21 protein-coding genes are annotated in these 24,810 nt (G+C 68.8%); 18 read left to right on the plus strand and 3 right to left on the minus strand.

What is annotated here, in order from left to right:
* Positions 1–47: 47 nt before the first annotated feature.
* Positions 48–1,088 carry a LacI family DNA-binding transcriptional regulator gene (locus CFB43_RS17805; RefSeq protein WP_089495947.1) on the plus strand — a complete coding sequence of 347 codons (1,041 nt, stop codon included), beginning with the start codon at positions 48–50 and terminating at the stop codon, positions 1,086–1,088.
* A gap of 113 nt (positions 1,089–1,201) precedes the next feature.
* Here CFB43_RS17805 and CFB43_RS17810 read toward each other — a convergent pair whose 3' ends face one another.
* Positions 1,202–1,843, minus strand: a complete 642-nt coding sequence (locus CFB43_RS17810) for a GntR family transcriptional regulator (RefSeq protein WP_089495948.1) — start codon at positions 1,841–1,843, stop codon at positions 1,202–1,204.
* A gap of 131 nt (positions 1,844–1,974) precedes the next feature.
* Here CFB43_RS17810 and CFB43_RS17815 point away from each other — a divergent pair, with 131 nt between their 5' ends.
* Positions 1,975–2,451, plus strand: coding sequence for an OsmC family protein (locus CFB43_RS17815; protein WP_089495949.1), 477 nt, complete (start codon positions 1,975–1,977; stop codon positions 2,449–2,451).
* Between the two features lie 24 nt (positions 2,452–2,475).
* Here CFB43_RS17815 and CFB43_RS17820 read toward each other — a convergent pair whose 3' ends face one another.
* Positions 2,476–3,426: a LysR substrate-binding domain-containing protein gene (locus CFB43_RS17820; protein ID WP_089495950.1), complete on the minus strand. Its 951-nt coding sequence runs from the start codon at positions 3,424–3,426 to the stop codon at positions 2,476–2,478.
* A gap of 114 nt (positions 3,427–3,540) precedes the next feature.
* Between CFB43_RS17820 and CFB43_RS17825 the strand changes: the two genes are divergently transcribed.
* From CFB43_RS17825 to CFB43_RS17890, 14 genes are all read left to right on the plus strand, one after another.
* A complete protein-coding gene (locus CFB43_RS17825; RefSeq protein WP_069252773.1) occupies positions 3,541–5,292 on the plus strand; it encodes an IlvD/Edd family dehydratase in 1,752 nt (583 codons plus the stop codon).
* Positions 5,293–5,403: 111 nt separating this feature from the next.
* Positions 5,404–6,333 carry a dihydrodipicolinate synthase family protein gene (locus CFB43_RS17830; protein WP_089495951.1) on the plus strand — a complete coding sequence of 310 codons (930 nt, stop codon included), beginning with the start codon at positions 5,404–5,406 and terminating at the stop codon, positions 6,331–6,333.
* A gap of 36 nt (positions 6,334–6,369) precedes the next feature.
* Entirely contained in the window at positions 6,370–7,299 is a 930-nt protein-coding gene (locus CFB43_RS17835; RefSeq protein ID WP_089495952.1) for a Gfo/Idh/MocA family protein, read from the plus strand.
* Between the two features lie 74 nt (positions 7,300–7,373).
* Complete coding sequence (locus tag CFB43_RS17840) at positions 7,374–8,387, plus strand: arabinose ABC transporter substrate-binding protein (protein WP_089495953.1); 1,014 nt, start codon at positions 7,374–7,376, stop codon at positions 8,385–8,387.
* A gap of 20 nt (positions 8,388–8,407) precedes the next feature.
* Positions 8,408–9,952, plus strand: coding sequence for an L-arabinose ABC transporter ATP-binding protein AraG (gene araG / locus CFB43_RS17845; protein ID WP_089495954.1), 1,545 nt, complete (start codon positions 8,408–8,410; stop codon positions 9,950–9,952).
* A 32-nt stretch (positions 9,953–9,984) separates the two neighbouring features.
* The gene (araH, locus tag CFB43_RS17850) at positions 9,985–11,004 is read left to right on the plus strand and encodes an L-arabinose ABC transporter permease AraH (RefSeq protein ID WP_089428760.1); all 1,020 of its coding nucleotides are present in this window, start codon (positions 9,985–9,987) and stop codon (positions 11,002–11,004) included.
* Between the two features lie 51 nt (positions 11,005–11,055).
* A complete protein-coding gene (locus CFB43_RS17855; protein WP_089495955.1) occupies positions 11,056–11,958 on the plus strand; it encodes an SMP-30/gluconolactonase/LRE family protein in 903 nt (300 codons plus the stop codon).
* 172 nt (positions 11,959–12,130) lie between these two features.
* Positions 12,131–12,634, plus strand: coding sequence for a MarR family winged helix-turn-helix transcriptional regulator (locus CFB43_RS17860; RefSeq protein WP_089495956.1), 504 nt, complete (start codon positions 12,131–12,133; stop codon positions 12,632–12,634).
* A 235-nt stretch (positions 12,635–12,869) separates the two neighbouring features.
* Positions 12,870–13,700, plus strand: coding sequence for a p-hydroxycinnamoyl CoA hydratase/lyase (locus CFB43_RS17865; protein ID WP_089495957.1), 831 nt, complete (start codon positions 12,870–12,872; stop codon positions 13,698–13,700).
* 71 nt (positions 13,701–13,771) lie between these two features.
* The gene (locus CFB43_RS17870; RefSeq protein WP_089495958.1) at positions 13,772–15,220 is read left to right on the plus strand and encodes an aldehyde dehydrogenase; all 1,449 of its coding nucleotides are present in this window, start codon (positions 13,772–13,774) and stop codon (positions 15,218–15,220) included.
* Positions 15,217–17,130, plus strand: coding sequence for a feruloyl-CoA synthase (locus tag CFB43_RS17875; protein ID WP_373452552.1), 1,914 nt, complete (start codon positions 15,217–15,219; stop codon positions 17,128–17,130). Before CFB43_RS17870 ends, CFB43_RS17875 begins: the two co-directional genes overlap by 4 nt.
* A gap of 211 nt (positions 17,131–17,341) precedes the next feature.
* A complete protein-coding gene (mhpT, locus tag CFB43_RS17880) occupies positions 17,342–18,547 on the plus strand; it encodes a 3-(3-hydroxy-phenyl)propionate transporter MhpT (RefSeq protein WP_089495959.1) in 1,206 nt (401 codons plus the stop codon).
* 63 nt (positions 18,548–18,610) lie between these two features.
* The gene (locus tag CFB43_RS17885) at positions 18,611–19,759 is read left to right on the plus strand and encodes a porin (RefSeq protein WP_089495960.1); all 1,149 of its coding nucleotides are present in this window, start codon (positions 18,611–18,613) and stop codon (positions 19,757–19,759) included.
* A gap of 33 nt (positions 19,760–19,792) precedes the next feature.
* Positions 19,793–21,517, plus strand: coding sequence for a tannase/feruloyl esterase family alpha/beta hydrolase (locus CFB43_RS17890; protein WP_089495961.1), 1,725 nt, complete (start codon positions 19,793–19,795; stop codon positions 21,515–21,517).
* Positions 21,518–21,588: 71 nt separating this feature from the next.
* On the opposite strand, the gene CFB43_RS17895 is transcribed toward CFB43_RS17890, so the two are convergent.
* Positions 21,589–22,065, minus strand: a complete 477-nt coding sequence (locus tag CFB43_RS17895) for an Lrp/AsnC family transcriptional regulator (RefSeq protein ID WP_089459233.1) — start codon at positions 22,063–22,065, stop codon at positions 21,589–21,591.
* Positions 22,066–22,223: 158 nt separating this feature from the next.
* Between CFB43_RS17895 and CFB43_RS17900 the strand changes: the two genes are divergently transcribed.
* Both CFB43_RS17900 and CFB43_RS17905 read left to right on the plus strand, forming a co-directional pair.
* Complete coding sequence (locus tag CFB43_RS17900; RefSeq protein WP_089495962.1) at positions 22,224–23,456, plus strand: diaminopropionate ammonia-lyase; 1,233 nt, start codon at positions 22,224–22,226, stop codon at positions 23,454–23,456.
* 49 nt (positions 23,457–23,505) lie between these two features.
* On the plus strand, positions 23,506–24,681 hold the full coding sequence (locus CFB43_RS17905) for a M20 aminoacylase family protein (RefSeq protein ID WP_089495963.1): 1,176 nt from the start codon (positions 23,506–23,508) through the stop codon (positions 24,679–24,681).
* Positions 24,682–24,810: the final 129 nt, after the last annotated feature.

The following is a 24,810-nucleotide window of genomic DNA, read 5'->3' on the forward strand; positions in this document are numbered from 1 at the left end:
GTAAGCGAAGCAAATACTGGATAGACGTCTCATATAGTGAGCAAGCGATGGCAACCCTGGATGAAGTAGCGCGCCGCGCCGGCGTGACGGCCGCGACCGTGTCGAACGTGCTGCGCGACCGCGGCCGGGTGGGCGAGGCGACGCGGGCGCGGGTGCTGGAGGCCGTGGCGGCGCTCGGGTATCGGCCGCATCTCGCCGCGCGGGCGCTGGCGGAAGGGCGTGCGCCGACGGTCGCGCTGATGGTGTCGAGCATCGCGAACCCGTTCTATCCGGAGTTCGCGCTGGCGGTCGAGCGTGCGGTGCGGCGCAACGGGCAGTTCCTGATCGTCTGCAACACGAACGAAGATCCGTTGCAGGGGCGTGCGTATCTCGACCAGATCGCCGGCACGATCTCCGAAGGCATTCTCGTGACCAATGCGAACCTGCATCTGCCGGATCTGCGCGACGTGGCGGCACGCGGCGTGCCGGTCGTGCTGTGCCTGTGGGAGCGGCCCGAGGCGCCGCCCGACGGGTTGCCGTGCGTGGCGATCGATTTCCGCGAGGCGGGGCGGATCGCGACGCGGCACTTGCTCGAACTGGGCCACGAGCGCATCGGCGTGATCATCGGCGGGTCGGCGAGCGGCGTGCAGGCGGCGCGCTACGACGGCTTCGTCGACGTGATGCGCGAAGCGGGGCTCGATGCGTCGATCGTCGCGGCCGAGCCCGATTCGATCGAAGGCGGCGTGCGCGCGGCGGGGTGGTTGCTCGATGCGCACCCGCGGTTGACCGCGCTGGTCGCGACCAACGACCTGCCTGCGATCGGCGCGATGCATGCGGCGGCCGATCGCGGCCGGCGTGTGCCCGATGATCTGTCGATCGTCGGGATCACCGACATTCACCTGGCGAGCGACACGCGGCCCACGCTGACGACCGTCGCGATCCCGACCGCCGAGGCCGCCGGGCTCGCGGTCGAACTGCTCAATGCGCTGCGCGAGGCGGGTGGTCACAGCGATGCGGCATCGCGCGTGCGGACCGCGTCGCTGCCGAAGCTGGTGGTGCGGGGTACGACGGGGCGCGTACCGGGCGGGGGCGCGACGCCGTCGGTTTGATGCGTGGCGGCGGCGAGTAGGTTGAAGTCGCTGTCGTGATCGTTGCGACCCGGCATCGGGTGGCGCCCGCCTTGGCAAACGGCACATGGCAAGCGGCAAACGCACCGCCGTCCTCACCTGCCTTCGACGAGCCGCATCACGATGCTTCTGGCCGATTCCAGATGCGCGACCGTCATCGAGCGCGCTGCACGCGCATTGCGTTCACGGCACGCCTGCAGGATCTCCTCGTGCTCGACCTGGAACGACGGCGTATCCGCGAGCAGCGTGGCCTGCAGGCGCTCGTACCGTTCAACCTGGCTGCGCAGTTCCGCGATCGTCTTCAACTGCCGAGCGTTGCCGCAGCACGAATACAGCAGCGCGTGGAATTCGCGGTTCAGTTCACCCTGCCGGCGCGGCACGGCCGCGTCACCGAGCAAACGATGGACGAGCTCGGCGCGTGCGAGCGTCTCGTCGTCGAGCCGCTTCACGCTCCGGTAGATCGCGTCGCCTTCGAGCAGCGCGCGCAGGTCGTAGATTTCCTGCACGTCCGACGCACTCAGCATGCGCACGACGGCGCCGCGATTCCTGAAGATGTCCAGCAAGCCTTCGCGTTCCAGGCGCTGGATCGCCTCGCGCATCGGAATCCGGCTGATGCCGAACCGGTCGGCCAGATCGCGCTCGACGAGCCGCTCGCCGGCTTCCAGTTCGCCGTTGATGATCATGTCCCGCAACGAGGCGGCGACCGCGTCCGCCGTGGAATCGAGTTTGGCTTCCATGCCTGCATGTTCCGTCAATTTGGAATAATGGTATACCAAATGGGAATCCGGTGCCAAAATGGCGAGCGCAGGCGGGCTTCGCAAAGCGACATCCGGCCCGGCCGAAGCAACCCACATCAATGGAGAGCGAGATGGCATCTGGCGAACACACGTATCGCGTCGCAGTAGAGTGGACGGGCAATCGCGGCACCGGCACGTCGGGGTATCGCGAGTACGGGCGCGATCATCTGATCCGGGCCGGTTCCAAGCCGGATATTCCCGGTTCGTCGGACGCGGCGTTTCGCGGCGACGCCGCGCGCTGGAATCCGGAAGACCTGTTGCTGGCGTCGGCATCGGCGTGCCACAAGCTCTGGTACCTGCATCTGTGCTCGGAAGCGGGTATTCGCGTGCTTGCGTATGTCGACAACGCGGAAGGCACGATGGTCGACAGTGCCGATGAAGGCTGCTTCACGGAAATCGTGCTGCGCCCGCATGTGACGATCCAGGCCGGCGACGATCGCGAACGGGCGGCACATCTGCATCATGACGCGCACGCGAAGTGCTATATCGCGAACTCGGTCAACTTTCCGATCCGCTGCGAACCGGTGATCGAGTTCGCCGCCGCGTAGTCGACTGGAACCGCCGCGACGACGTCACAGCGCGACACCGTAAACCTCCCGCGCCGCCGCGCGAATCGCATCGGCCATCATCGCGACGGCCGGCGAATGCAGCCGGTCGGTGCGCGTGATGATCCCGAAGTCGTCCATCCGGCAATCCATCTCCAGCGGCAGCACCGTGACGATCCCGTGCCGCGCGTAGTAGCGCGCGACGTCCTCGGCCAGCACCGCGATCATGTCGCTCTGTTCGAGCAGTTGCGTGATGAACAGCAGCGCGGACGTCTCGACGAGGTTCGCCGGCGGCGCGAGGCTCGCGCGCTGGAACACGAGATCGAAGCGGTGGCGCAGCACGCTGCCGGCCGGCGGCACGACCCACGCGGCGCGCTGCACGTCCGCGAGCGACAGCGGCGCTTGCGCGAGCAGCGGATGGCCCGTCCGCACGACCGCGGCCACCGGCTCGCCGGTCAACGGCTCGTAGCGCAGCCGCAGCTTGTCGTGTTCGGCGGAGAGCCGGCCGATCACGATGTCGATTTTTTCCTGTGCGAGATGTTCGAGCAGCACGTTGCTGGTGTCGATCTCGACCGACACGTGCAGGCCGGCATGCGTGCCCTTCACCGCGGCGACGGCCGGCGGCACGAGCCGCAGCCCCGGTGACGTGATCGCCCCCACCGCCACGTGCCCGAGATGGCCGGCCTTCAGCGCGGCCAGCTCCTCGTGCGCCTGGTCGAGGCTGCCGAGCGCCGCGCGCGCATGGCGGATCAGCGCATCGCCGTAGAGCGTCGGCCGCATCCCGCGCGGCAGGCGCTCGAACAGCACCGCGCCGATCGATTCCTCGAGTTCGCGCAGCAGCTTCGACGCGGCCGGCTGCGTCATGTTCAGCGCGGCCGCCGCGCGGTGAATGCTGCCTTCGTCGGCAAGCGCGACGACCAGCAGAAGCTGGCGCGTCTTCAGGCGGCCACGGTTTCCCCACGGGCTGGCTTCGGGCATCGTACGGGTTTATATCGATATCGGAATCGATATCGTAATCGCCAAAAACGTCATTAGCCAGTTATCAAAATTCTGCCTAGACTGCGCCGGTATCCCGTCACCACAGGACTGACGATGTCGGCAACGAAACCCAGGCTGCGCTCCACCCAATGGTTCGGCACGAACGATAAGAACGGCTTCATGTACCGGAGCTGGATGAAGAACCAGGGCATTCCCGATCACGAGTTCGACGGCCGGCCGATCATCGGCATCTGCAATACGTGGTCCGAACTGACGCCGTGCAACGCGCACTTCCGCAAGCTCGCCGAGCACGTGAAGCGCGGGATCTCCGAGGCGGGCGGCTTCCCGGTCGAGTTCCCGGTGTTCTCGAACGGCGAATCGAACCTGCGCCCGTCGGCGATGCTCACGCGCAACCTCGCGTCGATGGACGTCGAGGAGGCGATCCGCGGCAACCCGATCGACGCGGTCGTGCTGCTGGCCGGCTGTGACAAGACGACGCCCGCGCTGCTGATGGGCGCGGCGAGCTGCGACGTGCCGGCGATCGTCGTGTCGGGCGGCCCGATGCTGAATGGCAAGCTCGAAGGCAAGAACATCGGCTCCGGCACCGCCGTGTGGCAACTGCACGAAGCGCTGAAGGCCGGCGAGATCGACGTCCATCACTTCCTGTCGGCCGAAGCCGGGATGTCGCGCTCGGCCGGCACCTGCAACACGATGGGCACCGCGTCGACGATGGCGTGCATGGCCGAGGCGCTCGGCGTCGCGCTGCCGCACAACGCGGCGATTCCCGCCGTCGATTCGCGCCGCTACGTGCTCGCGCACATGTCCGGCATCCGCATCGTCGAGATGGCGCTCGAAGGGCTCGTGCTGTCCAAGATCCTCACGCGTGCGGCGTTCGAGAACGCGATCCGCGCGAATGCGGCGATCGGCGGCTCGACCAACGCGGTGATCCACCTGAAGGCGATCGCGGGCCGCATCGGCGTGCCGCTCGAACTGGAAGACTGGATGCGCATCGGCCGCGATACGCCGACGATCGTCGACCTGATGCCGTCGGGGCGCTTCCTGATGGAAGAGTTCTATTACGCGGGCGGGCTGCCGGCGGTGCTGCGCCGGCTCGGCGAAGGCGGGCTGCTGCCGAACCCGGATGCGCTGACGGTGAACGGCAAGTCGCTGTGGGACAACGTGCGCGAAGCGCCGAACTACGACGACGAAGTGATTCGCCCGCTCGACCGGCCGCTGATCGCGGACGGCGGCATCCGCATCCTGCGCGGCAATCTCGCGCCGCGCGGCGCGGTGCTGAAGCCGTCGGCGGCGAGCCCCGAGCTGCTCAAGCATCGCGGCCGCGCGGTGGTGTTCGAGAACCTCGACCACTACAAGGCGACGATCAACGACGAGGCGCTCGACATCGACGCAAGCTCGGTGATGGTGCTGAAGAACTGCGGGCCGCGCGGTTATCCGGGGATGGCCGAGGTCGGCAACATGGGGCTGCCGCCGAAGCTGCTGCGTCAGGGCGTGAAGGACATGGTGCGGATTTCCGACGCGCGGATGAGCGGCACCGCGTACGGCACGGTCGTGCTGCACGTCGCACCGGAAGCCGCCGCCGGCGGGCCGCTCGCGGCCGTGCGCAACGGCGACTGGATCGAGCTCGACTGCGAGGCCGGCACGCTGCATCTCGACATTACGGACGACGAACTGCAGCGCCGCCTATCGGACGTCGATCCGACCGCGGCGCCGGGCGTGGCCGGACAGCTCGGCAAGGGCGGCTACGCACGGCTGTACATCGATCACGTGCTGCAGGCCGACGAGGGGTGCGACCTCGACTTCCTGGTCGGTACGCGCGGCGCGGAGGTACCGAGCCATTCGCATTGAGCGGCTGCGCGGCTGCGCGGCAGCCGGTTGCGGGCTCTCACGGCCCGCGCAACGTGAAACCGTAAACGCATGACGGCCGGTCGTCACCGAGGCCGAAGCAGGACGCGAACCATGACATCGAGCAGCGCGCCGCGCTATCGCGGCATCTTCCCCGTCGTTCCGACGACGTTTACCGATACGGGTGAACTCGACCTCGCGAGCCAGAAGCGCGCGGTCGATTTCATGATCGACGCGGGCTCGGACGGGCTGTGCATCCTCGCGAACTTCTCCGAGCAGTTCGCGATCACCGACGACGAGCGCGACGTGCTCACGCGCACGATCCTCGAGCACGTCGCGGGCCGCGTGCCGGTGATCGTCACGACGTCGCATTACAGCACCCAGGTGTGCGCGGCGCGCAGCCTGCGCGCGCAGCAGCTCGGCGCGGCGATGGTGATGGCGATGCCGCCGTACCACGGTGCGACGTTCCGCGTGCCCGAAGCGCAGATCTTCGAGTTCTATGCGCGCGTATCCGATGCGATCGCGATCCCGATCATGGTCCAGGACGCGCCCGCGAGCGGCACCGCGCTGTCGGCCCCGTTCCTCGCGCGGATGGCACGCGAGATCGAACAGGTCGCGTACTTCAAGATCGAGACGCCGGGCGCCGCGAACAAGCTGCGCGAGCTGATCCGGCTCGGTGGCGATGCCATCGAAGGGCCGTGGGACGGCGAGGAGGCGATCACGCTGCTCGCCGACCTGCACGCGGGCGCGACCGGCGCGATGACGGGCGGCGGGTTTCCGGACGGCATCCGGCCGATCCTCGAAGCGTGGCGCGAAGGGCGCCATGACGACGCCTACGCGCGCTACCAGGCCTGGCTGCCGCTGATCAATCACGAGAACCGCCAGTCCGGGATCCTCACCGCGAAGGCGCTGATGTGCGCAGGCGGCGTGATCGCGTGCGAGCGGCCGCGGCATCCGATGCCGGAACTGCATCCGGACACGCGCGCGGAACTGCTCGCGATCGCGCGCCGGCTCGACCCGCTCGTGCTGCGCTGGGCGCACTGAACGGTCACCGAACGATTCGCGAAGGAGGCATGCACGATGAGTGATCAGGTTTCGCTGGGGGTCGTCGGCATCGGCAAGATTGCGCGCGACCAGCATCTGCCGGCGATCGACGCCGAACCGGGTTTCAAGCTGACCGCGTGCGCGAGCCGCCACGCGGAAGTCGCCGGCGTGCGCAACTATCGCGACCTGCGCGCGCTGCTTGCCGCCGAGCGCGAGCTCGACGCCGTGTCGCTGTGCGCGCCGCCGCAGGTGCGCTATGCGCAGGCGCGCGCCGCGCTCGAAGCCGGCAAGCACGTGATGCTCGAGAAGCCGCCGGGCGCGACGCTCGGCGAAGTGGCCGTGCTGGAAGCGCTTGCGCGCGAGCGCGGCCTCACGCTGTTCGCGACCTGGCATTCGCGCTGCGCGAGTGCGGTGGAGCCCGCCCGCGCCTGGCTCGCGACGCGCGCGATCCGCGCGGTGCAGGTGCGCTGGAAGGAAGACGTGCGGCGCTGGCATCCGGGGCAGCAATGGATCTGGGAGCCGGGCGGCCTCGGCGTGTTCGACCCGGGCATCAACGCGCTGTCGATCGTTACGCGCATCCTGCCGCGCGAGCTCGTGCTGCGCGAGGCGACGCTCATCGTGCCGAGCGACGTGCAGACGCCGATCGCCGCCGAACTCGATTGCGCGGATACCGACGGCGTGCCGGTGCGCGCGGAATTCGACTGGCGGCACGGCCCGGTCGAGCAATGGGAGATCGCGGTCGACACGGCCGACGGCGTGCTCGCGATCAGCCGCGGCGGCGCGCAATTGTCGATCGCGGGCGAGCCGGTCGAGCTCGGCCCCGAACGCGAGTATCCGGCGCTGTATGCGCACTTCCATGCGCTGATCGCGCGTGGCGAAAGCGACGTCGACGTGCGGCCGCTGCGGCTCGTCGCCGATGCGTTCCTGTTCGGCCGGCGCGTGCAGACCGACGCGTTCGGCCGCTGATCACGCGGGCGCGCCGCGGCGCGATCGCACACGACGAATCATTACGGCATAAGCCGATATCAAGGAGACACCGCATGAACCGCACGACTCACACGATCCGCCGCCATACCTTGCGCGCGCTGCTTGCCGCACTGTGCATCGCGCCGCTCGGCATGCAGGGCGCCGCGCGCGCAGACGCACCGCTGAAGATCGGCTTCCTGGTGAAGATGCCCGAGCAGGCGTGGTTCATCAACGAGCAGAACGCGGCGTCCGCGCTTGGCCAGAAGGAGAATTTCTCGGTCGTGAAGATCGGCACGCCCGACGGCGAGAAGGTGCTGGCCGCGATCGACAACCTCGGCTCGCAGGGCGCGCAGGGCTTTGTGATCTGCGCGCCGGACGTGCGCCTCGGCCCGGCGATCGCCGCACGCGCGAAGCGCTACAACATGAAGTTCGTGACCGTCGACGACCAACTCGTCGATTCGACCGGCAAGCCGCTGCCGAACGTGCCGCACCTCGGGATGTCGGCGACCAAGATCGGCAACCAGGTCGGCCAGGCGATTGCCGACGAGATGAAACGGCGCGGCTGGAAGCCCGAGGAAGTCGGCGCGCTGCGGATCACGAACTACGAGCTGCCGACCGCGAAGCTGCGCACCGACGGCGCGACGCAGGCGCTGCTCGCGAACGGTTTCCGCAAGGAGAACATCTTCGACGCGCCGCAGAAGACGACCGACGACGAAGGCGGCTTCAGCGCGGCCGCGCCGGTGCTCGCGCGCCATCCGAACGTGAAGAAGTGGGTGGTCTACGCGCTGAACGAGGAAACCGTGCTCGGCGCGGTGCGCGCGACCGAGCAGCTGCATATCCCGGCGGCCGACGTGATCGGCGTGGGCATCAACGGAGCGGGCGAGGCGTTCGCCGAATTCCAGAAGAAGGAGCCGACCGGCTTCTACGGGACGATCGCGGTCAGCTCGACGAATCACGGCAAGGACAGCACGCAGAACCTCGTCGAATGGATTCGCGACGGCAAGACGCCGCCGGCCGACACGCAGACGAGTGGCAAGCTGATGACGCGTGCGAACTGGCAGGCGGTGCGTGCCGAGCTCGGCATCTGAGCGCACGAGGCGAGAACGCGATGACGACGCAGACGATGACGGCCGTATCCGGCAACGATGCCGCCGAGACGCCGCCGGGCGGCCCGCTGCTCGCGCTCGACGGCATCACGGTGACGTTCCCGGGCGTGCGCGCGCTCGACGCTGTGTCGCTGTCGGTGCGCGCGGGCGAAGTGCACGGGCTGATGGGCGAGAACGGCGCGGGGAAGTCGACGCTGCTGAAGGTGCTGTCCGGCGTGAACCAGCCGCAGGCCGGCACGCTGACGCTGAACGGCACGGTGCAGCGCTTCGCGTCGACGCGCGCGGCGCTGGAGGCCGGCATCGCGATCATCTACCAGGAGCTGCATCTGGTGCCCGAGCTGACGGTCGCCGAAAACCTGATGCTCGGGCAACTGCCGAGCCGGCTCGGCGTGGTCGACGAACGCACGCTTGCCGCGCGCGCGCTCGATGCGCTGGAGCGGCTCGGCGAGCATATCGATCCGGGTATTCCGGTGAAGTACCTGTCGATCGGCCAGCGCCAGATGATCGAGATCGGCAAGGCGCTGATGCGCGACGCGCGCGTGATCGCGTTCGACGAGCCGACGAGTTCGCTGTCCGCGCGCGAAACGACGCAGCTGTTCCGGATCATCCGCGCGCTGCGCGCGGAAGGGCGCGCGATCATCTACGTCACGCACCGGATGGAGGAAGTGTACGAACTGTGCGACCGCGTGACGGTGTTCCGTGACGGCCGCCGCATCGACACGTTCGATTCCGTCACCGATCTCGACCGCGACCGGTTGATCGGCTGCATGGTCGGCCGCTCGATCGAGGACGTGTACGGCTACCGGCCGCGCCCGGCCGGCGACGTGCTGATCGAGGCGAAGGGGCTGGTGGGGCCCGGGTTGTCCGAGCCGGTGTCGTTCACCGCGCGGCGCGGCGAGATCGTCGGCTTCTTCGGGCTCGTGGGCGCGGGCCGCTCGGAGCTGATGAAGCTGCTGTACGGTGCCGCGCGCCCGAGCGCGGGGCATGTCGAGCTGAACGGGAAGCGGGTGGCGTTCGGGAGCCCGCGCGACGCGGTGCGCGCCGGCCTCGCGCTGTGCCCGGAAGACCGCAAGCAGGAGGGCATCGTCGCGATCGCGTCGGTGGCCGACAACCTGAACATCAGCGCGCGCCGGCATTTCAGCCCGGCGCGGGTGCTGCTCGACGGGCGGCGCGAACGCGAACTCGCGCAACGCTACATCGAGCGGCTCGCGATCAAGACCCGCGACGGCGACACGCCGATCGGCGCGCTGTCCGGCGGCAACCAGCAGAAGGTCGTGCTCGCGCGCTGGCTGGCCGAGCGCATCGACGTGTTCCTGATGGACGAGCCGACGCGCGGCATCGACGTAGGCGCGCGCGCGGAAATCTACAACCTGTTCTACGAACTCGCGGAAGCGGGCCGCACGGTGATCCTCGTGTCGAGCGACCTGGCCGAGGTGATCGGCGTGTCGGACCGGATCATCGTGATGAAGGAAGGGCGGATCGCGGGCGAGGTCGCGAAGGCGCAGGCGACGCCCGACGCGCTGATCAAGCTCGCGCTGCCGCGCTAGCGCCCCGCAACGATCAACCGGATGCAAACGACATGAGCCAGGCAATGCAACCCCAACGCACTTCCCCGTCCCCCGATGCCGCCGTCGTACCTGCGCGAGCGCGCGGCGGCGTGTGGCAGCTGATCAACCGCTCCGGCATCGTGATGGTGTTTCTCGTGCTGTTCGCGACGCTGTCGCTGACCGTGCCGGACTTCCTCACGCCGCGCAACATCCAGGGCCTGCTGCTGTCGGTCACGCTGATCGGCTCGATCGCGGTGACGATGATGTTCGTGCTCGCGCTCGGCGAGGTCGACCTGTCGGTCGCGTCGATCGTCGCGTTCTCGGGCGTCGTCGCGTCGACGCTGATCACCGCGACGCACAGCGTCGTGCTCGGCATCGCGGGCGGCGTGCTCGCGGGCGGCGCGGTCGGGCTCGTCAACGGCGTGCTGATCGCGCGCTGGCGGATCAACTCGCTGATCGTCACGCTCGCGATGATGGAAGTCGTGCGCGGGCTCGCGTTCATCACGTCGAACGGCGACGCGGTGATGATCTCCGAGGAACGCTTCTTCGATCTCGGCGGCGGCTCGTTCCTCGGCATCTCGTATCCGATCTGGAGCAACATCGTCGGCTTCGTCGTGTTCGGCTTCCTGCTGCGCAAGACGGTGTTCGGCAAGAACGTGCTCGCGGTGGGCGGCAACGGCGAGGCCGCGCTGCTCGCGGGGCTGCCGGTGATGCGCATCAAGATCACCGTGTTCGTGCTGCAGGGGCTCGTGACGGGTTTTGCCGGCGTGATGCTCGCGTCGCGGATGAGCCTCGGCGACCCGAAGACGTCGGTCGGGCTCGAACTCGGTGTGATTTCCGCGTGCGTGCTGGGCGGCGTGTCGCTGACGGGCGGCGTCGCGACGATCTCCGGCGTGCTGGTCGGCGTGCTGATCATGGGCTCCGTGCAGGATGCGATGAGCCTGCTGAACGTGCCGACGTTTTACCAATATCTGATACGCGGCGGAATTCTGTTGCTCGCGGTGCTGTTCGACCAGTATCGTCGCAACCAGCGGCGCGCGATGAAGATCTGACCCTGGCGAACGCGCGGCCGCCTGCATAAGCGACAGATATCGGGAGACGGCATGCAACAGATTCATCCGGCGGGGCAGGCGACGCTGCTGGCGGACACCCGCAACATGCTCGGCGAAGGCGCGACGTGGTGCGACAGGACGCACGCGCTGTATTGGGTGGACATCGAAGGCGCGCAACTGTGGCGCTGCCGTGCGGATGGCTCCGACCTCACGCCGTGGGCGATGCCCGAGCGGCTCGCGTGCTTCGCGCTGACCGACGACCCGGACGTGCTGCTCGTCGGGCTCGCGACGCATCTCGCGTTCTTCAATTTGCGCAGCGGCGCGTTCACGCGGATCGTCGACGTCGAATCCGAGCTGCCGACGCGGCTGAACGACGGGCGCTGCGACGGTTCCGGCGCGTTCGTGTTCGGGATGAAGGACGAAGGCAGCGAGCCGCCGCGCGCGGTTGGCGGGTTCTATCGGCTCAATGCCGATCTCACGCTCGAACGGCTTGCGTTGCCTGCGGCCGCGATTGCGAACAGCATCGGGTTCTCGCCGGATGGCACGAAGATGTACTTTTGCGATTCGCTCGTGCGCGAGATCTTCGTCTGCGATTACCGTGCGGGCGGCGATGTCGCCAACGTGCGGCCGTTCGCGCGGCTGATCGATCCAGATGGCGACCCGGACGGCTCGATCGTCGATCGCGACGGCGGCCTGTGGAATGCGCAGTGGGGTGGCCGGCGGGTCGTGCGCTACGGGCCGGACGGTGTCGAGACGGATCGCGTGGCTGTACCGACCGCGCAGCCGAGTTGCACGGCGCTCGACGGTGAGGGCCGCCTGTACGTGACGAGCGCGCGCATCGGGTTGAGTGACGATGCGCTGGCCGACGACCCGCACGCAGGCGGCATGTTCGTCGCGCAGACGCGGCACGCGGGGTTGCCGACGGCGCGGTTTGCGGGAACGCCGCGCGGCTGAGTGCATACGGAAAGCCGTTAATGGGATGCCGCTGACGCAGCGGGTTTCGCGGCCGGGCCGGCGGTTCGCCATGCGCGCGTGAGTGCGCAGCGGCTGTCCGGCATGCCTGGAACGCCCTGTTCCCCTCCCGACGTGCTGGTAAGATGGCCCGCAATTCCATCCCGCCCGCACCATGAGTTCCGCACCGACCAAACCCGCGAATCCGAAGAACGCCACGAAGCCCGCCGCCCGCGCAACGGGAGACAAGCCGAAGGCGCGCGTGCAGCAGCGCCTGACCTACGTGATCGGCGGTCTCGACCGGCTGCTGCGCCGCCACATGACCGACGCGCTCGCCCCGCTTGGCATCACGCTCGCGCAGTACACGGCGCTGTCGGTGCTCGAGGCGCGCGGCGCATCGTCGAACGCGCAACTGGCCGAGCGCTCGTGGATCACGCCGCAATCGGCGAATGAAGTGATGAGCGTGATGGCCGCCCGCGGTTTCGTCACGCGTGAAGCCGACCCGTCGCACGGCCGCATCATCCTGCTGACGCTGACCGACGAAGGCGCGGCGATGCTGCGTGAATGTGAAGCCGTGCTGCGCCCGCTCGAAAAACGCATGCTCGGTGACATCTCGGCCGACGACGCCGCGCACGTGCAGCGCGCGCTCGAACTGTTCTCGCGCAACCTGCGCGGCTGACCGCTTCCCCGATTTTCACGACACGGGCCCGCCGGGCCCGCGCTCGCTTCGTCCGCGCCATCGACGGCCGCCCGACCGCTCCCTGATTTCCCCGCCGCTTTCTCCGCGTTCCGCTCCGGGTTTACACCGGCGCTCGTGCCGCTTGCAATATCAGGTAGCCTGATATTAAATGAAGCCGTCCGCAGCAGGAATGCTGCGCACCGAATCGCACTGGAAACGAACGACAGGAACAGACATGAGCAAGTACGACAACCGCTGGCAGACCGTTGAAGTGAACGTGGAGGCCGGCATCGCGTGGGTGACGTTGAATCGCCCCGAGAAGCGCAACGCAATGAGCCCGACGCTGAACCGGGAGATGCTGGAAGTCCTCGACGCAGTCGAGTTCGACGACGAGGCGAAGGTGCTGGTGCTGACCGGTGCGGGCGCCGCGTGGACGGCCGGCATGGATCTGAAGGAATATTTCCGCGAGATCGACGGCGGCTCCGACGCGCTGCAGGAAAAAGTGCGCCGCGACGCATCGGAATGGCAATGGCGCCGCCTGCGGATGTACAACAAGCCGACGATCGCGATGGTGAACGGCTGGTGCTTCGGCGGCGGTTTCTCGCCGCTCGTCGCGTGCGACCTCGCGATCGCGGCCGACGAAGCGGTGTTCGGGCTGTCGGAGATCAACTGGGGCATCCCGCCGGGCAACCTCGTCAGCAAGGCGATGGCCGACACGGTCGGGCACCGCCGCGCGCTGCACTACATCATGACCGGCGACACGTTCACCGGCACCGAAGCAGCGGACATGGGCCTCGTGAACAGCAGCGTGCCGCTGGCCGAACTGCGTGAAGCGACGATTGCGCTCGCCGCGCGTCTGATGGACAAGAACCCGGTCGTGCTGCGCGCGGCGAAGCACGGCTTCAAGCGTTCGCGCGAACTCACGTGGGAACAGTGCGAGGATTACCTGTATGCGAAGCTCGACCAGGCGCAGCTGCGTGACCCGGAGCGCGGCCGCGAGCAGGGTCTGAAGCAGTTCCTCGACGACAAGACGATCAAGCCGGGCCTGCAGGCTTACAAGCGCTGATACAAGCGCGGACGCAGCCGCCGGCTTCCCCGCCGGCGTAATCGCAAGAGACAGGCAAGGCAGGAGACAACATGACCGACAGACGGATGCTGATCGCCGGCGAGTGGTGCAACGCTCGCGACGGCCGCACTTTCGACCGCTTCAACCCCGCGACGGGCGCGCTGGCGTCGCGCGCGCCGGCGGCCGGCCTCGCCGACGCCGACGCGGCGATCGACGCCGCGCACCGCGCGTTTCCCGCCTGGTCGGCGCTCGCGCCGACCGAGCGCCGCCGGCTGCTGCTGAAGGCGGCCGACCTGATGGACGCGCGCATCGACGCGTTCATCGCGACCGGCGTGGCCGAAACCGGCGCGACGCCGGGCTGGATCGGCTTCAACGTGACGCTCGCGGCGAACATGCTGCGCGAGGCCGCGTCGATGACGACGCAGATCGCCGGCGACGTGATCCCGTCCGACGTGCCCGGCAATCTCGCGCTCGCGATGCGCGTGCCGTGCGGCGTCGTGCTCGGCATCGCGCCGTGGAACGCGCCGGTGATCCTCGGCACGCGCGCGCTCGCGATGCCGCTCGCGTGCGGCAACACGGTCGTGCTGAAGGCATCCGAAGCGTGCCCCGGCGTGCATGCGTTGATCGGCGCGGTGCTGGATGAAGCGGGGCTCGGCGCGGGTGTGGTCAACGTGATCACGCACGCGGCGGCCGACGCACCCGAACTCGTCGAGCGGCTGATCGCGCATCCGCACGTGAAGCGCATCAACTTCACCGGGTCGACGCATGTCGGGCGCATCATCGCGCGCCACGCGGCGGCGCACCTGAAACCGGTGCTGCTCGAACTCGGCGGCAAGGCGCCGGTGCTGGTGCTCGACGATGCGGATCTCGACGCAGCCGTCGATGCGATCGCGTTCGGCGCGTTCTTCAACCAGGGGCAGATCTGCATGTCGACCGAGCGCGTGATCGTGGCGCGGGCGGTTGCCGATACGCTCGTCGAACGCCTCGCCGCGAAGGCGCGCACGCTGGTCGCAGGCGATCCGCTGGCCGGCCATCCGCTCGGCACGATGGTCGACGCGGCGGCCGCCGCGCGCGCGGCGTCGCTCGTCGAGGATGCGCGGGTGCATGGCGCGAATCTGCCGCTCGGCTGTCGCGTCGAAGGTGCGACGATGCAGCCGGCGATCGTCGATGGCGTGACGCGCAACATGCGTCTGTATCGCGAGGAATCGTTCGCGCCGGTCGTCGCGATCCTGCGCGCGGACAGCGACGACGAAGCGGTCGCGCTCGCGAACGACAGCGAGTTCGGGCTGTCGTCGAGCGTGTTCAGCCGCGATATCGCGCGCGCGATGGCGGTCGCGCGACGGATCGAATCGGGGATCTGCCACATCAACGGCCCGACCGTACACGACGAGGCGCAGATGCCGTTCGGCGGCACGAAGGCGAGCGGCTACGGCCGCTTCGGCAGCCGTGCATCGATCGCCGAATTCACCGAGCTGCGCTGGATCACCGTGCAGACCACGCCGCGGCATTACCCGATATGAGCGAGGCGACGATGAATGTAGCGAAGCCTCCGGGCGAGGCCGCACAAGATACCGGCGGCGTGCGCTATCGCGCGGCGGCCGTCGCCGTCGGCGCGGCCGAGATTCGTCGCGCGGAAAACGGCGCGTGGTACCTGCGTTCGCGCGAACCGCTCGGCGACTACCCGACGCGCCTGACCGACTGCCTCGTGAACGGCGCGCAAGCGCATCCCGATCGCGTGCTGGCCGCGAAGCGCGGCGACGACGGCCGCTGGATCGAGATCACCTACGCGCAGATGCTCGACCGCGCCCGCGCGCTCGGACAGGGCCTCGTCGATCTCGGGCTGTCGGCCGAGCGTCCGCTCGCGGTGCTGTCCGGCAACGATCTCGAGCATCTGCAGCTGATGTTCGCGGCGATGCTGGCCGGCGTGCCGTACTCGCCGATCTCGCCCGCGTATTCGCTGGTATCGACCGACTACGGCAAGCTGCGTCATACGCTCGGCGTGCTGAAGCCGGGTGCGGTGTTCGTCGCCGAACGCGCGCCGTTCGCGCGTGCGCTCGACGCCGTGTTGCCGGCCGATGCGGCGCTGATCGTCGCACGCGACGACGATGCCGATGTCGACGCCGACGGAAAGGGCCGCGCGGTGCCGCTCTCGCACTTGCTCGCCACCCCTCCGCGCACGATCGACGCGATCCACGCGGCGGTCGGCCCCGATCATCTCGCGAAGATCCTGTTCACGTCCGGCTCGACGAAGCAGCCGAAGGCCGTGCCGACCACGCACCGGATGCTGTGCAGCAACCAGCAGATGCTGCGCCAGACGATGCCCGAACTGACGCGCGAACCGCCGGTGCTGGTCGACTGGCTGCCGTGGAATCACACGTTCGGCGGCAGTCACAACCTCGGCATCGCGCTGTACAACGGCGGCTCGCTGTATATCGACGACGGCCGCCCGATGCCCGGCCGCTTCGACGAAACCGTACGCAACCTGCGCGAGATCGCGCCGACGATCTACTTCAACGTGCCGAAAGGCTGGGAAGAGCTGACGGCCGCGCTCGAACGCGATGCCGAGTTGCGCGACACGTTCTTCTCGCGCGTGAAGCTGTATTTCTTCGGCGGCGCGGGCCTGTCGCAGGCCGCGTGGGACCGGCTCGACCGCGTGACCCACGCGCATTGCGGCGAGCGGATCCGGATCATGGCCGGCCTCGGGATGACGGAGGCGTCGCCGTCGTGCCTGTTCACGACGGGGCCGCTGATGCGCGCCGGCTATATCGGGCTGCCCGCGCCCGGCTGCGACGCGAAGCTCGTGCCGTGCGGCGGCAAGCTCGAACTGCGTTTCAAGGGGCCGAACGTGATGCGTGGCTACTGGCACGCGGACGTCGATCCGCGCGACGTGTTCGACGACGAAGGCTATTACCGCAGCGGGGATGCGGGCGTGTTCGCCGATCCGGCGCGGCCGGAGCTCGGGCTGCTGTTCGACGGGCGGCTGACCGAGGATTTCAAGCTGAGCAGCGGCACCTTCGTGAGCGTCGGGCCATTGCGCGCGAACGCGGTGTCGAGCGGTGCGCCGTACGTGCAGGACGTGGTCGTCACCGGGATCAATCGCGACGACATCGGGCTGCTGGTGTTTCCGCGCGTCGACGCGTGCCGTGCGTTGGCGCGGCTCGCGGCCGATGCGTCGGTGACCGACGTGCTGCGCGCGCCGGCCGTGCGCGCGGTGTTCGAGCAATGGCTCGTCGAGCTGAACCGGCAGGCGAGCGGCGGTTCGACGTTCGTCGCGCGCATCCGGCTGATCGACACGCCGCCGTCGCTCGATCTAGGCGAAGTGACCGACAAGGGTTCGCTGAACCAGGCGGCCGTGCAGAAGCATCGCGCGGCGACGATCGACGCGCTGTATGACCCGGCGCGGCGCGATCCCGACGTGATTTACGCGTAAGCAGTACGCGCGAGCAGTAAGCAGCAACAAGCACGCACAACGACCGGCCGGCCACGATACCGGCAGGCATGCTTGCGGCCAGTGAATCAGGTTGCCTGATAAAGGCGGCCGTTCGGACGACACCTTGCGCGCCGCATCGCCACTGGCCGGCGACGGCGCGCGGCGGCCGTTACCGGGCTGACCGACTACAAGACATGGGACTGGAGACAGGATGAACACTTACGTTGCCGAAAAACCCACGGTCGCGACCACGCTCGCGCTGTGTTTCGCGATCGCCCTCCTCGAGGGGCTCGACCTGCAGTCGGTCGGCGTCGCCGCGCCGCGCATGGCGCGCGAATTCGGGCTGTCCGTATCGCAGATGGGCATCGCGTTCAGCGCGGGCACCTTCGGGCTGTTGCCGGGCGCGATGCTCGGCGGGCGGCTCGCCGACCGGATCGGCCGCAAGCGCGTGCTGATCGCATCGGTCGTGCTGTTCGGGCTGCTGTCGCTCGCGACCGCGCAGGTATCGACGTTCGCGATGCTCGTCGTCGTGCGCGTGCTGACCGGCATCGGCCTCGGCGGCGCGATGCCGAACCTGATCGCGCTGTCGTCCGAAGCGGTCGAGCCGCGCTCGCGCAGCAGCGCGGTCGCGACGATGTACTGCGGGATCCCGTTCGGCGGCGTGATCGCGTCGGTGATCGGCGTGCTGCTCGCGGGCGACACCGAATGGCGACACATCTTCTACGTCGGCGGCGTGGGGCCGCTGCTGCTCGTGCCGCTGCTCGTGTGGTTCCTGCCGGAATCGCGTGCGTATCTCGACGTAGCGGGCACGCCGGCCGCGCGGTCCAGCGTCGCACGCACGCTGTTCGGCGACGGCCGCACGACGTCGACGGTCGCGCTGTGGGTCAGCTACTTCTGCACGCTGATCGTCCTGTACTTCCTGCTGAACTGGCTGCCGTCGCTGATGGCCTCGCGCGGGCTCGATCGCGCACACGTCGGCCTCGTGCAGATCGCGTTCAACGTCGGCGCGGGGCTGGGTGCGCTCGGCATCGGCGCGGCGCTCGACCGGATGCGCGCGTCGCGCGTGGTGGGCGGCATGTATATCGGGATCGTGCTGTCGCTCGCCGCGCTCGCGGCCGCGCCCGGCTTCGCGTCGCTCGCGGCCGCCGCGTTCGCGGCCGGGATGTTCGTGGTCGGCGGCCAGTCGGTGCTGTATGCGCTCGCGGCGATCTACTACCCGACCGCGATGCGCGGCACGGGTGTCGGCGCGGCGGTGGCCGTCGGCCGGCTCGGTTCCGTCGTCGGGCCGCTCGCGGCTGCGACGCTGCTGGCCGCGGGCCGCAGCGCGCCGGTCGTGATCGGCGCGAGCATCCCCGTCACGCTCGTCGCGGCCTTCGCTGCATTCGTGCTGATTCGCCGCCCGCAAGCCGGCGACTGACGGTTCGTTTTTATCAATGCGCGCCGTCAGAGCGCGCTTACTCAAGGTCTGGAGACGCAACGAATGAAAACGAAGACAAGGAACGGCCTGCTGGCCGCCGGCGCGTGCTGCGCATTTGCCGCGCCGGTCGCGCACGCGCAGTCGAGCGTGACGCTGTACGGGATCATCGACACGGGCGTCGAATACGTGTCGCACGCGAACGCGGCCGGCGACCACGTCGTGCGGATGCCGGGCGTGACGGGCGAGCTGCCGTCGCGCTGGGGGCTGCGCGGCACCGAGGATCTCGGCGGCGGCTATCAGGCGGTGTTCACGCTCGAAAGCGGCTTCAACGTGCGCGGCGGCGATCTCGGCCAGGGCGGCCGGTTGTTCGGGCGCCAGGCGTTCGTCGGGCTGAAGAGCGGTTTCGGCACGCTCGCGTTCGGCCGTCAGTACACGATGACCTATCTCGCGCTGCAGGGCGCGGACATCATCGGCCCCGACATCTACGGGCTCGGCTCGTTCGACGCGTACGTGCCGAACGGCCGCGCCGACAACGCGGTGACCTACGTCGGCGCGTATCGCGGCGTGACGTTCGGCGCCGCGTATTCGTTCGGCCGCGACGGCGCGGGCACCGGCAACTCGCCGGGGCAGGGCACGTGCGCGGGGCAAGTGCCGGGCGACGCGGTGCAGTGCCGCAACTGGTCGGTGATGCTCAAGTACGACAGCGCGTACTTCGGTGCGGCGGCGTCGTACGAGGAACAGCGCGGCGGCACCGGCGCGGCCGCGAACTTCTTCGACGGCGTGGCGCCCGTTCCGTTCACCAGCAGCGGCGGCAAGGACGCGCGCGCGCACGTGAGCGCGTATGCGCAGGCGGCCGGCGCGAAGATCGGCGCGGGCTGGATCGGGCGGCGCGTGTCGACCGGTTCGCCGGCCGCGGCCGGCGCGCATTCGGACCTGTTCTTCGTCGGCGCGTCGTATGCGGTGAAGCCCGATTTCGTCGTCGACGGCGAAGGCTACCGGATCATCAACAGCGCGCACGACACGCGCGCGACGATGGCCACGCTGCGCGCGACCTATCTGCTGACCAAGCGCACGGCGGTCTACGCACAGTCGTCGTATCTGTGGAACAGCGCGCATGCGCGCTACTCGGTCAGCGGCGGCGGGCCCGGCACGACACCCGGCGAAGGGATGGGGCAGCTCGGCGCGATGGTCGGCGTGCGGCACATGTTCTGATTCACCGGCGTGACGAACCGAACGGGAGTTATCTTGAACAGGAAATCTGCATTCCTCTGTATTGCGCCGCTGTCCGCCGCCGCGATGCTCGCCGGTTGCGGCGGCGACGATTCGGTGAATTCCGCACCGACGCACCTGAGCGCCGCGACACCGGCCGCGATGGCGCAGACCTGCGACGCGCTCGCCGCGAAGCTCGCGTATGCGAACACGTCGTTCACGTCGGTGACGACCGCGGCTGCCGGCGCGCTCACGGTGGCCGGCAAGCCGATCGCCGAGCACTGCGTGATCGAAGGGAAGATGAACGAGCGCGTGAGCACGGTCGACGGCAAGACCTATGCGATCGGCTTCGAAATGCGCTTGCCGAAGGCGTGGAACGGCCGCTTCTTCTACCAGGCGAACGGCGGCCTCGACGGCAACGTCGTGACCGCGACCGGTGAGATCGGCGGCGGCGGGCCGCTGACCGACGCGCTGAACCAGGGCTTCGCGGTGATCAGCTCGGATTCCGGGCACAGCGCCGCGCAGAACCCGCTGTTCGGCCTCGATCCGCAGGCGCGCATCGACTACGGCTACGGCGCGGTCGATGCGCTCACGCCGATGGCCAAGCAGGTGATCCGGCTCGCGTACGGCAAGGCGCCCGACCGCAGCTATTTCGGCGGCTGCTCGAACGGCGGCCGTCACGCGATGGTCACGGCGGTGCGCAACCCGGCGGACTACGACGGCATCATCGCGGGCGATCCGGGCTTTCATCTGCCGAAGGCGGCGATCGGCGAGATGTACGGCGCGCAGCAGTTCGCGAAGATCGCATCGGCGACCGGCTCGAACGGGCTGCCGGATATCCGCAGCGGCTTCACCGACGCGGAGCGGCAGTTCGTCGGCGCGAAGATCCTCGAGAAATGCGATGCGCTCGACGGCGCGGCCGACGGGATGGTGCAGGACGTTGCCGCGTGCCAGGCGCACTTCAGCGTCGATACGGACATCCCGACCTGCGCGAACGGCACGCGCACGGGTGCCTGCCTGACGACCGCGCAGAAGACCGCGCTCGAGAACGTGTTCACCGGCGCACGCAACAGCGCGGGCACGGCGCTCTACGCGGGCTTTCCGTACGATCCGGGCATCGCCGGCGGCGGCTGGGCCGCGTGGAAGCAGTCGAATTCGATCACGCTCGACCCGGCCGCGATGGCGTTCACGTTCATGTCGCCGCCGAAAACCGCCGCGGCGCTCGCGAACCTGCCCGGTTTCGCGCTCGGCTTCGACATGGACAACGACGCGCCGGCGATCTTCGCGACCAGCGGCGTGTACACGCAATCCGCGTGGACGTTCATGACGCCGCCCGACGAGACCAACCTGTCCGCGCTGAAGACGCGCGGGGCGAAGCTGCTGGTCTATCACGGCACCGGCGACCCGGTGTTCTCGTTCGACGATACGCGCGACTGGTACTCGCGGGTTGCGCAGGCGAACGGCGGCGATGCGTCGGATTTCGCGCGCTTCTATCCGGTGCCGGGGATGAACCATTGCTCGGGCGGCCCGGCGGCCGACCAGTTCGACCTGCTGACGCCGCTCGTCGCGTGGGTCGAACAGGGGCAGGCGCCGGGTGCGGTGGTGGCCACCGCGCGCGATGCGACGAACGCGGTGCCGAATGCGGACGTGCCAGCGTCATGGGGCGCGGGACGTACGCGGCCGCTGTGCCCGTATCCGCAGGTGGCGCGCTACAACGGATCGGGCGACGTGAATTCGGCGGCGAGCTTCAGTTGTCGCTGACGTAGCCGTCGATGGGAGGCGGCCGGCGCATGCATTCGTGCGCCGGTCGCCTCATGTGTGCAACTGTTCACTTATTCGCCCGGTTCGACCGGCACTTCGAGCCCAACCTTCACGCGGCTCATGCTCACCAGCGTCTTGAACCGCTTCACGTTGTTGTTCGCGAAGAACAGCTCGCGCGTGAGCGCGTTGTACTGATCCATGTTGCGCACGGCCAGGATCAGCACGAAATCCCATTCCCCCGTCACGTAGTAGCACTGCTGGATCTGCGGGCAGCGCTCGAAGCTCCGCTTCATCGCGTCGAGCTGGTCGATCTGCTCGCTTTCGACCTCTACGTTGACGACGATCGTCAGCGGATGATCGACCTTGTCCGGCGCGACGACGGCCGTGTAGCGCTCGATCACGCCTTCGTCGGCGAGACGTTTCAGGCGCCGGTTCACGGCCGCGGTCGACAGGTTGACGCGCGCGCCGAGTTCGCTTTGCGGCGTTTGCGCGTCGCGCTGGATTTCCATCAGCAGCTTGCGATCGAACGCATCGAGTGGGGTGGTCATGATGGCGCGTGAAGCCTCGAAAGAATGAGAAATTTTTGCGTGGCGGCCGCCGATTTGGCGATTTTATTGATCCGCATGCGCAATATTATTTTTCGAACCGGCGGCGCGTGCAACCCGTGCGCGCCCGACCCGAACCGACTCACGGAGTGCTGCCCGCCATGCTGATCGCCAACCCCCGCGCCTCGCGCGCCGCCTATCCCCACGCGCTGCGCCGCGTGATGAACATCGCATCGGCCGACGAGAGCGGCGCGTGGCTGTCGCACTGGCCGCTCGTCGGCAACGCGCGCACGCCGCTGCGCGCGCTGCCCGATCTCGCCGCGCGGCTGGGCGTCGCGAGCGTCAGCGTGAAGGACGAGTCGTGCCGTTCGCCGCTCGGCAGCTTCAAGGCGCTTGGTGCGCCGATCGCGCTGGTGCGGCTCGTGAAGCGGCTGCGACGCACGCAGGATCTCGATCCGCAAGGGCTCGTCACCGGCCGCTACGCGGCGGAACTGGCCGACCTGACGGTGATCAGCGCGACCGACGGCAATCACGGCCGCGCGCTCGCCGCCGCCGCGCGTGCGATCGGCTGCGGGTGCGTGATCGTGCTGCACGCAAACGTCGACGCCGAGCGCGAACGCGCGATCTCCGCGTACGGCGCGCGGATCGTGCGCATCGAGGGGAACTACGACGAGTCGGTCGTCTGCGCGGCGCAGCTCGCGCAGGCAAACGGCTGGTATGTCGTGTCGGATACGTCGTACGACGGCTACGAAGCGATTCCGCGCGACGTGATGCAGGGCTATGGCGTGATCGCCGCCGAGGCGGCCGCGCAGGCGGCTGAGGACGACGGGCGGCCGTTCACGCACGTGCTGCTGCAGGGTGGCGTGGGCGGCCTCGCCGCGGGCGTCGCGAGTTACCTGTGGGAGCGCGACGGCGCGCAGCGGCCGCGTTTCGTCGTCGTCGAGCCGCGCCAGGCCGACTGCCTGTACCAGAGTGCGCTCGCGGGGCGCGCGTCCAGGGCGACCGGCAGCGTCGACTCGGTGATGGCCGGGCTCGCGTGCGGCGAGGCGTCGCCGCTGGCGTGGGACTTCCTCGAGATGTGCATCGACTACTTCATGCTGATCGACGACGAAGACGCGGTGCAGGCGATGCGCGGCCTCGCGGCCGGCAGTGAACGCGACGTGCCGCTCGTGGCCGGCGAATCGGGCGCGGCCGGCGTCGCGGGGCTCGAGGTGCTGATGCGCGACCCGGCGCTCGCGCGGCAGGTGGGGCTCGATGCGCACTCGCGCGTGCTGGCGATCAATACGGAAGGCGCGACGGCGCCGTCCGTGTACCGGAACTGCGTCGGCGAAACGGCCGATGCCGTGCTCGCGCGGCAGCGCGCCTGGCTGGACCGCGCGGCAGTGGCGGCCTGAACGACATCCCGACCGATCCCGATCGACCACGACTGACGAGGCCAACGCGATGGACGCAACCGAAGAAAGCACGCTGCAGGGGCAACTGAAGGCCTGGCGCCGCCACTTGCACCAGCATCCGGAGACGGGGTTCGAAGAGGTGAACACGTCGGACTACGTCGCGCGCATCCTGACGACGCTCGGGCTCGACGTGCATCGCGGGATCGGCGGCACGGGGCTCGTCGCGAACCTGACGGCCGGCACCGGCAAGCGCGCGATCGGCATCCGCGCGGACATGGACGCGCTGAACATCGCCGAGCACGCGCCGGGCCGCGAACACGCGTCGCGCACGCCCGGCAAGATGCATGCGTGCGGGCACGACGGCCACATGTCGATGGTGCTCGGCGCCGCGCAGCTGCTGGCCGAGCGCAAGGATTTCGACGGCACCGTGCGCTTCATTTTCCAGCCGGCCGAGGAGCACGGTCGCGGCGCGAAGGCGATGATGGCCGACGGGCTGTTCGAGCGCTTCCCGGTCGATGCGATCTTCGGCGCGCACAACATGCCGGGCATGCGCGCGGGCACGTTCTCGACGCGTGCGGGCGGCATCATGGCGAGCGAGGACAACTTCGTGATCCGGATCGACGGGCGCGGCACGCACGCGGCGCGCCCGCACATGGGCATCGATCCGATCGTGATCGGCGCGCAGGTCGTGCTCGCGCTGCAGACGATCGTGTCGCGCAATCTCGATCCGGGCGAGCAGGCCGTGATCTCGTGCACGGAGTTCATCACCGACGGGCTGCGCAACGTGCTGCCGTCGACGGTGACGATCAAGGGCGACACGCGCAGCTATTCGCGCGACGTGCAGGCGCTGCTGGCCACGCGGATGCGCGAGATCAGCGAAGGGATCTGCCGCACGCACGGCGCGACCTGCGCGTTCGAGTACACGCACGAGTTCGCGCCGACGGTGAATTCGCCGGAATGGGTCGACACGGCCGTGCGGGCCGCGGCGCAGGTGGCGGGCGCGGAGAACGTGGATGCGAACGTCCAGCCGATGATGATCTCGGAAGACTTCGGCGCGTTCTTGCAGGCGGTGCCCGGCAACTTCGTCTTCATCGGCAACGGCGAGGCCGCCGGGCGCGGCGGCGTGCCGCTGCATAACGCGGGCTATGACTTCAACGACGAGATCCTGTCGATCGGCGCGCGGTATTTCGAGGCGGTGGCGCGGCAGGCGTTGAAGGCGGCGTAGCGCATCGCTGCATGAGGCGGATGCGACGGGAAACGGCTCGCTGTGCGGCGGTCCGTTTCACTGTCACGCGACACGAGCGACGCCGCAGCCGCAGGCAACACATCGTGGCCGCGCTCGCGCGATGTGTTG

This window comes from Burkholderia sp. AU15512, assembly GCF_002223325.1.
Classification (GTDB): Bacteria; Pseudomonadota; Gammaproteobacteria; order Burkholderiales; family Burkholderiaceae; genus Burkholderia.

Coding starts and splice junctions, on each gene's coding strand:
- CFB43_RS17805 (WP_089495947.1), top strand. CDS start 48: ATGGCAACCCTGGATGAAGTAGCGCGCCGCGCCGGCGTGACGGCCGCG.
- CFB43_RS17810 (WP_089495948.1), bottom strand. CDS start 1,843: ATGGAAGCCAAACTCGATTCCACGGCGGACGCGGTCGCCGCCTCGTTG.
- CFB43_RS17815 (WP_089495949.1), top strand. CDS start 1,975: ATGGCATCTGGCGAACACACGTATCGCGTCGCAGTAGAGTGGACGGGC.
- CFB43_RS17820 (WP_089495950.1), bottom strand. CDS start 3,426: ATGCCCGAAGCCAGCCCGTGGGGAAACCGTGGCCGCCTGAAGACGCGC.
- CFB43_RS17825 (WP_069252773.1), top strand. CDS start 3,541: ATGTCGGCAACGAAACCCAGGCTGCGCTCCACCCAATGGTTCGGCACG.
- CFB43_RS17830 (WP_089495951.1), top strand. CDS start 5,404: ATGACATCGAGCAGCGCGCCGCGCTATCGCGGCATCTTCCCCGTCGTT.
- CFB43_RS17835 (WP_089495952.1), top strand. CDS start 6,370: ATGAGTGATCAGGTTTCGCTGGGGGTCGTCGGCATCGGCAAGATTGCG.
- CFB43_RS17840 (WP_089495953.1), top strand. CDS start 7,374: ATGAACCGCACGACTCACACGATCCGCCGCCATACCTTGCGCGCGCTG.
- araG (WP_089495954.1), top strand. CDS start 8,408: ATGACGACGCAGACGATGACGGCCGTATCCGGCAACGATGCCGCCGAG.
- araH (WP_089428760.1), top strand. CDS start 9,985: ATGAGCCAGGCAATGCAACCCCAACGCACTTCCCCGTCCCCCGATGCC.
- CFB43_RS17855 (WP_089495955.1), top strand. CDS start 11,056: ATGCAACAGATTCATCCGGCGGGGCAGGCGACGCTGCTGGCGGACACC.
- CFB43_RS17860 (WP_089495956.1), top strand. CDS start 12,131: ATGAGTTCCGCACCGACCAAACCCGCGAATCCGAAGAACGCCACGAAG.
- CFB43_RS17865 (WP_089495957.1), top strand. CDS start 12,870: ATGAGCAAGTACGACAACCGCTGGCAGACCGTTGAAGTGAACGTGGAG.
- CFB43_RS17870 (WP_089495958.1), top strand. CDS start 13,772: ATGACCGACAGACGGATGCTGATCGCCGGCGAGTGGTGCAACGCTCGC.
- CFB43_RS17875 (WP_373452552.1), top strand. CDS start 15,217: ATGAGCGAGGCGACGATGAATGTAGCGAAGCCTCCGGGCGAGGCCGCA.
- mhpT (WP_089495959.1), top strand. CDS start 17,342: ATGAACACTTACGTTGCCGAAAAACCCACGGTCGCGACCACGCTCGCG.
- CFB43_RS17885 (WP_089495960.1), top strand. CDS start 18,611: ATGAAAACGAAGACAAGGAACGGCCTGCTGGCCGCCGGCGCGTGCTGC.
- CFB43_RS17895 (WP_089459233.1), bottom strand. CDS start 22,065: ATGACCACCCCACTCGATGCGTTCGATCGCAAGCTGCTGATGGAAATC.
- CFB43_RS17900 (WP_089495962.1), top strand. CDS start 22,224: ATGCTGATCGCCAACCCCCGCGCCTCGCGCGCCGCCTATCCCCACGCG.
- CFB43_RS17905 (WP_089495963.1), top strand. CDS start 23,506: ATGGACGCAACCGAAGAAAGCACGCTGCAGGGGCAACTGAAGGCCTGG.